Raw genomic sequence first — 8,856 nt, forward strand, 5'->3', positions numbered from 1 at the left:
ATCTGCGCCCGCAAAATTTTGACCTGGTTGCGCATCAACATTAATCACGATGACTTCATGATCGATTGCTGAATCTGATTCTACAGTTTCCTCTTTGGGCTTTGTTGTTGCATCAATCTTAGCTTTCGCTTGCTTAGGCGTGCTAGAAGAAGGTTTCTCAATCTCAGACTCATCCGATTCAATTGAAACTTTAGGCTCAAATAAATCTGAATCGTCTTGCGCCGAAATAGACAGTAAATTTTGTTCATCAAGTTCACTATCAACAGAATCCGCTCCTGCAGATACAACTCGAACACCGCCTCCAGGAAGCTCAGGATTAAAATCATCATCAAGGGGGGAAGAATCTATTTGCCCACCTAAATCTCGGGACATTTTAAGAGAGTCTTGTTTTGCGAGACGCATTCTACGAAGACCATCGATCAAAATCCCCAAGATAATGACGACACCAACTACAATTAACCACTCTCTAAGGCTCATTAAGAACTCATTCCACGTATAGATAATCTGAGAACATAAAGGCTAGGATAGCCTTTTTATCAAGGCATATAGTAGCTAGAAAACAACAAGGAGACCAACGCTCCAGATTAAACCTAAATTAACTGTTGGATAGCCTTTTAAGCGTCGACTAACTGAGCAGCCGCATCAATATCCACGGACACCAATCGAGAGACTCCAGGCTCGTGCATAGTAACCCCCATAAGCTGGTCAGCCATCTCCATAGAAACCTTATTATGCGATATATATATGAACTGAACGGTATCGGACATTTCTTTGACAAGTCGAGCAAAACGCCCAACATTCGCATCATCTAAAGGCGCATCTACTTCATCCAACATACAGAATGGCGCCGGATTAAGTTTGAAAATAGAAAAAATCAATGCAAGGGCTGTCAAAGCTTTCTCACCGCCAGAAAGGAGATGTATCGTTGAATTATTTTTTCCTGGAGGCCTAGCAATAATACTCACCCCTGTCTCAAGCAAATCCGAATCGGTCAGCTCAAGTTTGGCGCTGCCACCCCCAAATATCTTTGGAAACAAATTCTGCAAACCTGCATTGACGCGATCATAAGTTTCCTTAAACCTATGCCTTGTTTCTTTATCGATTTTTCGAATAGCTTGCGTCAACACATCTAAGGCATCAATTAACTCATCATTCTGCTCATCAAGATACGTCTTTCGCTCTAGCTGCGTCTCATACTCCTCGACAGCAGCCAAGTTAATCGCTCCCAAACGAGCGATCTTTTGTCCAATTGACTCCAAATCTTTCACTAACGCATCTTGCTGAACATCCTCATCAGCTAGCGCTGAAACAAGCTCTTCAAACACAAAACCCTGCTCCAGCACATTTTGGAAACATTGATCTTGCTCTAAAGCAAATGCTTGAATCCTCAAACGCACCCGCTCTAGCTTTTCTCGAACATGCAGCAAGTCTGTCTCAGAGCGCTCCCTTGCCTGTTCCAAATCACGCAATTGACCTTGGAACGCCTCGTGCTCTGTTCGCACCTGCCCAAGCCGCTTCTGATCACGCTCATGAGCGACTAATTCATCCTGCAAGCGGGACTCTAAACCCTCAATCAAATCTTCATCGCCAGGCTCGAAATCAATATTTAAGACCGCCTCGTTAAACCTCTCAATCTCAACTACTTGCCCATCAAGAGTTTGATTTAGCAACTCTAAGCGATTTCGAAAACCTTGCTGATCAGACCGCAACCTCATTAACACTGAAGCTAAATCCTGAACCTGCGCTCGCGACTCAGATATCGCATTTTTCAAACGCTCTTTGTCACCTTCTCCAAGCTCTCTTTTTTCAGATGCGCTCTCCAAAACCTCAGATAATATTGACAACTCTTGCTCACACGCTTCAATTTGCTCAGAACTTTGGGCAAAACGCTCTCTTTCAGAATTCAAATCATCATCTATCCGAGCTATACGCAACTGAAGTTGCTCACGCTTGATTTTCGCCCCCCGCTCATCAGCAACTAATTGCGCGTGACGCTTAAGAGCACTCTGCTCTATTGCGCGAGCATCGACTAACGAAGTTTTAGCCGCAGCCAAATCATTCAGATTAGCCTGAAGCTCCGCCTCCAATCTAGCCACGTCATCATCTGCAATACTCAGCTCATCAACCAAGCTATCTATTCGTTTTTGACGAACGACAACACCATCATCAATTGCACTCAAGGCAAGATATTGAACACTATCCCGACCTATCAATACACCTTCAGTGGTCACGAATTCTTGACCAAGTTCTAGCTGAGAACGAGTAGAAAAGGCTTCGCTAGAATTCGCAGCACAAATATAACGATTCAAAAACGGAATCAACGCAGAACACCCTTCGACTTTTTCTGCCAAAGAGCCATCGTTAACTTGATAGCTTGCCTGCTCATTCGAAAATAAAGCGAAAGTAATATCAGAGCGATCTAAGAGATAGCCGGCCATTTTTTCATCGTTAGATAAATAGGCGTATAGCCGATCCCCAAGCAAACCCTCAATGGCAGGCGCCCATACTGGCTCGACCTGAATTGATTCTATTAAGGTTTCAAGCTCGCCTTTAGCCTTAGCATGCAGATCAGTTAGACCTGCGCCAACATTACCTTTAGATACTACATCGCGCTGAATCGTTTCTAATGAAACCAATTCTGCCTGCTTCTGGGCAATTTCACTTTTTCGTTCTGCAGTCGCTTCACGACTTTCTTGAACAACGGCCTCAAGCCTTTCAACATCTTCTTGCCTAGCGAGAACGCTTGATTCAGATTCTTCCAAAACGCACGTCAACTCAGCTAACTCTTCACCCACACCTTGATAGCCCAACACATCCAATTCTTCTGAAAGGCGATTTTTGTCATCATCAAGTGAAGCAACGCGTTCCTTTGCTTGATCTGCTTCGCGCTGGAAACGCGACAAGTTCGACTTCGCATGCTCCACACTATGTCGCGCATCCGTGTAAGCTTCTTGCATTTGCTGATTAAGATCTAACCAAGAGGCGTACGCCATCTCAGATTCGTCAAGCTTTAATTCAGCCGCCTCTTGCTGCTCAATCACGATCTCAATTTCGGGCTCTATCTCAGCGATACTTTCGGAAACAAGCTCTCTTTCTTCCAACCCTTGCCGCAAGCGATCTTCAGCAAGACGTATCTGCTCAGTAAGACGAATACGTTCAGACTCAGCTCGTTGCAGACGCTGACTCTCAAATTTCAACTCTTGCTCGATCTTTGCGATCTCGGCGCCAGATTGATAGTAACGAGCCTGCACCGATTGCATCGCTTCGGCAGACTCTTCTATATTCGAACGCAACACCTCAATTTTTGATTGCCCAGTTGCCTTATCAAGCACCAAGCTTTCGACCGTCGACTCACAACGAGCCGACTCAATCTCCAACTCCTGTTTTTGCTCATCCAAACCTAGCCACTGCAAAGCAGATATTTTTGCCTTCAGCGCACGTTCATTTGCCTTAAACCCTTTGTATCGTTCAGCAGCATTCGCTTGACGCTTGAGTGTTGCGAGTTGCTTAGACAACTCCTCTCGAATATCCGTTAGTCGATCCAAATTTTCAGTGGTCCGGCGCATTCGATTTTCGGTTTCTCGCCGCCTTTCCTTGTACTTGGAGATACCCGCAGCTTCTTCTAGATAAACGCGCAACTCTTCGGGCTTACTCTCGATCAAGCGGGAGATCATTCCCTGTTCAATAATGGCATAACTTCTAGGCCCCATGCCTGTACCGAGAAAGATATCCGTTACATCTCGACGACGACACTTTGCGCCATTTAGGTAGTATTGAGATACACCCTCTCTCGTGACCTGACGCTTGATAGAGATTTCAGTAAATGCTGCATGCTCACCAACCAACTGCCCTTCACTATTGTCAAATAGCAACTCAATAGAGGCCTTTCCTACCGGCTGACGATGTGTGGAACCATTAAAAATAACATCTGTCATCGACTCGCCACGTAAGTGCTTAGCCGAACTCTCGCCCATTACCCAGCGAACAGCATCAATAACGTTAGATTTCCCACAACCGTTTGGACCAACGATTGCGGTCATGTTTGTAGGAAAAGGAACAACCGTCGAATCAACAAAAGACTTGAAGCCGACCAGCTTGATTGACTTGAGGCGCATTAAAAAAGCGTATCCAGAATATTATTCGTTATTAGTTGCCACATGTTCCGAAATTACGCAGCGTCTTGCAAGCTATCAAATCGATACGCCAGTTTTTTAACACTCGCAATATAAAAAAGCGGACGCATGTCGCCGCTTTTTTGACACTCAAACTATCACAATAACGATAACTTACTGATATAAATATAAAATTTCTTTATGGCACGCGCCTCGCTTAACAGCCCTGATCAAACCCAAAACAGAAGTTTAAAGGCAGTTTTATGGACGGCAACGAAAAAGCAGCAGAACCAATCGATTTTAATCGTGCAAGAGTCGCATCCACATATAAAGACCTAAGTCGCCAAATCGTCGATACCAATGATGTAGTCACGCGCGCAATCAGACGCCTACAAACTACCTTAGATATTGCGAGCATTGTCGATATCTTTTACGACGAACTTAGCAATCTAATGGCCGTTGGCCAGCTTAGATATCAAGCACCTAACGAAAACACATACTGCCTGGGTGAAAATCCGGGGGCACACAACTGCCAATTCAATCTGATTATTGAGAATACTCGCCTCGGAAAACTAAGCGTATGCAGAAAGAAACGTTATTCTGATGATGAAATTTCAATTATCGAGTTCATGGCAAGCACAGTAGTGTTCCCGTTAAAGAATGCTTTGATGTATCAGGAAGCCATCAATGCAGCGCTTTCCGACCAATTGACTGGGCTAGGTAACAAACGTGCTCTAGATAGTAGCTTGCACAGAGAAGCTGAAAGAGCCATACGTAAGCAACAAGAACTGTCTGCCATTATGATCGATATCGATCACTTTAAACTCATTAATGACACATATGGCCACTCTGCAGGCGACGAAATACTTCAGCAATTCGCAACACTAATTACAGAGAACTTTCGTAAAACTGATCTTAGTTTCCGATATGGCGGGGAAGAGTTTTTACTATTACTCGATGACAGCTCCGCGAACAACGCAGCCCTTACAGCAGAACGACTCAGACAGATCATAGAGGCTCACAATTTTAGTGTTGCTAACAAGACAATCAAACTCACAGCTAGCTTCGGCTGTACGAGCTTCGACCATAAAGAAACACTAAAGAGTTTTGTAACGCGCGCAGACAAAGCGCTATATACCGCTAAGAAGATGGGACGCAATACCGTTCAGATCAACGAACTCACAACCCAGCAAGATCTATACAAGCAATCAGCAAAAGAAGCCTAGCAAAGGCTTCTTTGCTTAACAACGACGAGGTGATTTAGAATTAAACGCTCGTCGTTGACGACGCTGATCATCTTGACGCACCTTTGGATCTTTCGCTTTAACACGAATAGAAGGCAGATTGACAAGAGAACGAAGGTCGTTAATTTCCTTGTTGTTTAACTCTTCCCAAGCACCAACTTTCAATCGGCTAGGCAAGAAAATACAGCCATAACGAACACGCTTCAAACGACTAACCTGAACACCCTGAGATTCCCAAAGGCGCCTAACTTCGCGATTACGACCTTCCATCAGCGCGACATGAAACCACTGATTTGTTGAGTCTCCGCCTGCTGACTGTATATCCGTAAATCTCGCAATACCATCTTCAAGCAGTACACCTTCTTTAAGACGAGCGATCATCTCATCATCGACCTGCCCATGAATCCGTACTGCGTATTCACGATCAACACCATAAGATGGATGCATGAGCCTGTTTGCAAGCTCACCGTCAGTAGTAAGGATAAGCAAGCCGCTCGTGTTGATATCAAGACGACCAACGGAAATCCATCGCTGATTTCTCAAGCGTGGTAAATTCTGAAAAACAGTCGGACGCCCCTCGGGATCAGAACGTGAGCATATAACACCCTCAGGCTTGCTATAAACAATCACCCGCTGATCAGCTGCAGTCTCAACATTAAGCTTAACTGGCTTACCATCTACTCTGACGGCATCAGAAGGGATAAGACGAGCACCCAAAGTCACCGTCTCACCATTAACGCTCACTCTACCCTGCGCAATCCATCGTTCGATTTCACGACGTGACCCCAAACCTGCTTGCGCAAGGACTTTCTGAATTCGTTCGCCTGAAGGCTCAGACATTCAATACTCCCAATTAAAATTAAGAAGACTGTGTAAGGCTAGCTTTCAAAATCTCAGCCTTTAAATCCTCATAAGTGTGCACAGCAGGGAATTGAGGAAACTCATCAATTACGTTTTGAGGAGACTTAAATAAAATACCGGCCTCAGCCTGCTTGAGCATTGTCGTATCATTATAGGAGTCACCCGCAGCAATCACACGATAATTTAATAACTGAAATGCGCGAACGGACTGACGCTTAGGATCTTTCTGACGCAATAGGTAATCCGTAATCTTACCTTCTTCATTCACCTCTAACTTATGGCAGAACAGCGTTGGAAAACCTAGCTTAGCCATAAACGGCATACCAAACTCGTAAAACGTGTCGGATAGGATAATCAATTGAAAACGTTGATTTAGCCATTCAACAAACTCTTTCGCGCCAGGCAAAGGATCAAGCGTATCGATGACTTCTTGAATCTCCTTAAGACCATAACCATGCTCATCTAATATACGAAGACGCTGCTGCATAAGCACATCGTAGTCGGGAATATCTCGCGTCGTTGCTTTTAACTCTTCAATTCCTGTTTTTTCAGCAAAGGCAATCCAAATTTCTGGGATCAATACCCCTTCAAGATCAAGACAAACTAATTCCACGGTTTAATACTCCGACTTATTCTTCATAAAAATTTGCGCGCCATTCTAACGAAAAGGCCTGCGCTTGCATATTGATAAATGATCGATAAAATCCAACGCTTTATAACTTTCCTGTAGGACAAGCCAACATGGGCATAGATTTCAGCAAACCAAAAACAGTTACTCCCGAAGCAATTGCTGAACTTAACGCTGAACTCGCAGAAATGTCGCCTCGCGCGATCTTAAAATTTGCGCTTTCAAACTTCAGCAACGCGGCGATCTCTTTCAGCGGAGCGGAGGATGTTGCACTCATTGAGCTGTCTCACAAATTGACTGATGACCTTAAGGTGTTCAGCCTTGATACAGGTCGCCTGCATCCAGAGACCTATCGCTTCATCGATCAAGTGCGAAAGCATTATGGCATCGATATTGAACTCATGGCACCGAATCAAGATAAACTAGAAGCATTCGTAAAAGAAAAAGGCCTGTTTAGTTTTTACGAAGATGGGCACAAAGAATGTTGTTCTATTCGAAAGGTTCGTCCACTGCGTAGAAAACTTGCCACCTTAGATGCATGGATCACAGGTCAACGAAAAGATCAGAGCCCTGGCACGCGATCAGAAGTTGCCGTAGTTGAACTAGATAACGCCAATGCCAAAGAAGGAGGAATTCTAGTTAAGTTCAATCCTTTAGCGAATTGGTCATCAAAAGAAGTGTGGGATTATTTAAGAATGAGTGAAGTGCCAACTAATGAACTTCATCAAAAAGGCTTTATTAGTATTGGCTGTGAGCCTTGCACACGCCCTGTACTTCCCAACCAACACGAAAGAGAAGGTCGTTGGTGGTGGGAAGAAGAAACTCAAAAGGAATGCGGCCTACACATTAAGTAAACCGCCCTTTTCGAACGCTAAGTTGAATATCGAGGGATCTCAATTCCCTCGAACACCTTACCAACATCCTCACGATGAGCATGACTATAGAATGCCTCGTCAACTAAATCGCGCGTCAGATGCGGCGCAAACTCCGCCAAAAACTCATACATAAACCCACGCATAAAAGTCCCTTTGCGCAACGCAATGCTTGTTACGGCATCTGGGAATAAATCCGTGGCTGGAATCGCCACCAAATCTGAGTCTCTAACAGGATCAAATGCCATGGACGCAATAATGCCAACGCCCAAACCGAGCCGCACGTAGGTTTTGATAACATCCGCATCAGAAGCGGTAAACACCACATTCGGCTCTAAACCGGCCGCTGCGAATGCCTGATCCAACTTCTCTCTACCAGTAAAACCAAGCACATAGGTAACGATTGGATGCTGCGCTAGTTTCTCAAGCGTCAATGTCGACTCAGAGAGCAAAGGATGATCTTTAGGCAATACAACGACGCGATTCCATCGATAGCATGGCATCATAATCAAATCAGAATGTTGGCTAAGTGCTTCCGTTGCGATCGCACAATCAACCGCACCGTCAGAGCACATTTCAGAAATCTGCGCTGGAGTACCTTGATGCATATGCAATGAAACATCAGGATAACGCTTCATAAACCTGCTTATAATGGGTGGCAATACGTATCTAGCCTGAGTATGAGTCGTCGCAACGGTTAACTCACCTGTGCGGTTGTCGTTAAATTCGTTTGCAATCTTCTTTATATTTTCAACATGCGACAAAATATCACCCGCAACCGCCAAAATTTTCTCGCCGGCCGGCGTTATTCGCGTTAGGTGCTTACCGCTTCTTGAAAATACCTCTACGCCCAATTCATCCTCAAGCAAACGAATCTGCTTACTAATCCCTGGTTGTGACGTAAATAAACTCTGCGCTGTTGCCGAGACATTTAGATCATGATGGGCAACTTCCCAAATATATCTCAACTGCTGTAGCTTCATTTTTTCATCCCTTGATAAAACATTCGATTATAAAGCTATAAGTAATTATTATTTTGAAGAATAAAAACATCCTATATATTACTCTTTCACTTAAGCTCTATCAGACCGCTAACAATATAGACTAAAAAATATGGAATTTGTGGCCTTAGCCGATTT

Annotated in this window: 6 protein-coding genes and 1 pseudogene; 2 read left to right on the plus strand and 5 right to left on the minus strand. The window is 44.3% G+C overall.

The annotated features are described in order from the left end of the window. Together A3762_RS07885 and smc are read right to left on the minus strand one after the other, a co-directional pair. Window positions 1-477, minus strand: a pseudogene (locus tag A3762_RS07885) (hypothetical protein); the annotation flags it as partial. Between the two features lie 137 nt (window positions 478-614). Continuing rightward, window positions 615-4,115 carry a chromosome segregation protein SMC gene (smc, locus tag A3762_RS07890; RefSeq protein WP_068754813.1) on the minus strand — a complete coding sequence of 1,167 codons (3,501 nt, stop codon included), beginning with the start codon at window positions 4,113-4,115 and terminating at the stop codon, window positions 615-617. Window positions 4,116-4,375: 260 nt separating this feature from the next. Between smc and A3762_RS07895 the strand changes: the two genes are divergently transcribed. Then, window positions 4,376-5,338 carry a GGDEF domain-containing protein gene (locus tag A3762_RS07895; protein ID WP_068754815.1) on the plus strand — a complete coding sequence of 321 codons (963 nt, stop codon included), beginning with the start codon at window positions 4,376-4,378 and terminating at the stop codon, window positions 5,336-5,338. Between the two features lie 15 nt (window positions 5,339-5,353). Here A3762_RS07895 and rluB read toward each other — a convergent pair whose 3' ends face one another. Both rluB and thrH read right to left on the minus strand, forming a co-directional pair. Continuing rightward, window positions 5,354-6,196, minus strand: a complete 843-nt coding sequence (gene rluB / locus A3762_RS07900) for a 23S rRNA pseudouridine(2605) synthase RluB (RefSeq protein ID WP_068753707.1) — start codon at window positions 6,194-6,196, stop codon at window positions 5,354-5,356. 19 nt (window positions 6,197-6,215) lie between these two features. After that, the gene (gene thrH / locus A3762_RS07905) at window positions 6,216-6,830 is read right to left on the minus strand and encodes a bifunctional phosphoserine phosphatase/homoserine phosphotransferase ThrH (RefSeq protein WP_068754817.1); all 615 of its coding nucleotides are present in this window, start codon (window positions 6,828-6,830) and stop codon (window positions 6,216-6,218) included. 128 nt (window positions 6,831-6,958) lie between these two features. Between thrH and A3762_RS07910 the strand changes: the two genes are divergently transcribed. Continuing rightward, entirely contained in the window at window positions 6,959-7,699 is a 741-nt protein-coding gene (locus A3762_RS07910; protein WP_082869011.1) for a phosphoadenylyl-sulfate reductase, read from the plus strand. Window positions 7,700-7,716: 17 nt separating this feature from the next. Here the strand turns inward: A3762_RS07910 and cysB are convergent, their stop codons facing one another. After that, on the minus strand, window positions 7,717-8,700 hold the full coding sequence (gene cysB / locus A3762_RS07915; RefSeq protein ID WP_068754819.1) for an HTH-type transcriptional regulator CysB: 984 nt from the start codon (window positions 8,698-8,700) through the stop codon (window positions 7,717-7,719). Window positions 8,701-8,856: the final 156 nt, after the last annotated feature.

The organism is Oleiphilus sp. HI0125 (genome assembly GCF_001635355.1).

Bases quoted from the DNA above. Each gene is read 5' to 3' on its own strand.
- A3762_RS07895 (WP_068754815.1), top strand. From the start codon at position 4,376: ATGGACGGCAACGAAAAAGCAGCAGAACCAATCGATTTTAATCGTGCA.
- A3762_RS07910 (WP_082869011.1), top strand. From the start codon at position 6,959: ATGGGCATAGATTTCAGCAAACCAAAAACAGTTACTCCCGAAGCAATT.
- rluB (WP_068753707.1), bottom strand. From the start codon at position 6,196: ATGTCTGAGCCTTCAGGCGAACGAATTCAGAAAGTCCTTGCGCAAGCA.
- smc (WP_068754813.1), bottom strand. From the start codon at position 4,115: ATGCGCCTCAAGTCAATCAAGCTGGTCGGCTTCAAGTCTTTTGTTGAT.
- cysB (WP_068754819.1), bottom strand. From the start codon at position 8,700: ATGAAGCTACAGCAGTTGAGATATATTTGGGAAGTTGCCCATCATGAT.